This window comes from Psychrobacter sp. 1Y4, from assembly GCF_051847555.1.
In genome coordinates, this window is sequence record NZ_JBPYDE010000403.1 from 1 (window position 1) to 787 (window position 787).

At 42.6% G+C, this 787-nt stretch carries 1 protein-coding gene; it reads right to left on the reverse strand.

Going from position 1 to position 787, the window contains the following annotated elements; all coding sequences use genetic code 11:
• A partial coding sequence (locus ACS8FC_RS16610; RefSeq protein WP_439297590.1) for a hypothetical protein occupies positions 1-787 on the reverse strand: 787 nt, incomplete at both ends.

The window sequence follows — 787 nt, forward strand, 5'->3', positions numbered from 1 at the left end:
AGTTTACTGGCAAACTCAGTATTGATAAACTCAGGAATCTGTTTTCGCTTATCTGCAAAGTTTCTATCGCATACATTAATGTAATGTAGCTTTAAATAAGGAAACTGGTGTCTAAGCTCAGTTGGCGGCGATACTTTGTCATAAATCTCTTCAAACGCTGGTGATACAAAATACGCATGAATTTTTAATCTAAAATAGCCGTTCTTACCTTCCGCTCCTCCGGTTAGACGCACATGACCATAAGGCATGGCCTTGGTACAACCATCGACTTTAAGAGAATCATTAACGTTAGCGCTTGATATTTGGCTGGTTTGATAACCATAGCGTTCTAAACAATCATGCATGAATGGGTGCAGTATTTTTTCAAAATCTTCTCTATCCCTGGGAACGTCTGCCTCTGGCTTATAAATATCAGCAGACTGTTTTGCCAGCGCCCGCTTTTCTTTTAGCAGTGCCATACCTCTTGCGATGTTAGGCGGATAGATCGTACCATCTGGATAGGCGACCATACCCCGAGTGTCATAAAACACTAGCCCTGATTCTTCACATAAAGGGGCGATAACATCTAACGCTTCACCGTGCAGTGCTTCAGGTGTGGGTATGGCGACGCAAGCGGTCTTAGGATGCGTTTTCATCTCTAAATTTGTATTTGCGTAGGTTTCATAAAAAACTTCTGAATAATCCAAGGTGCTGGCTTCGTCCACGAGACGATCTGCTAGCTCAATAATGTTTGGACTGATATCATCCACTGGCTGCTGACTCAAAGCTTCAAAGTCTTGAGTTGCTT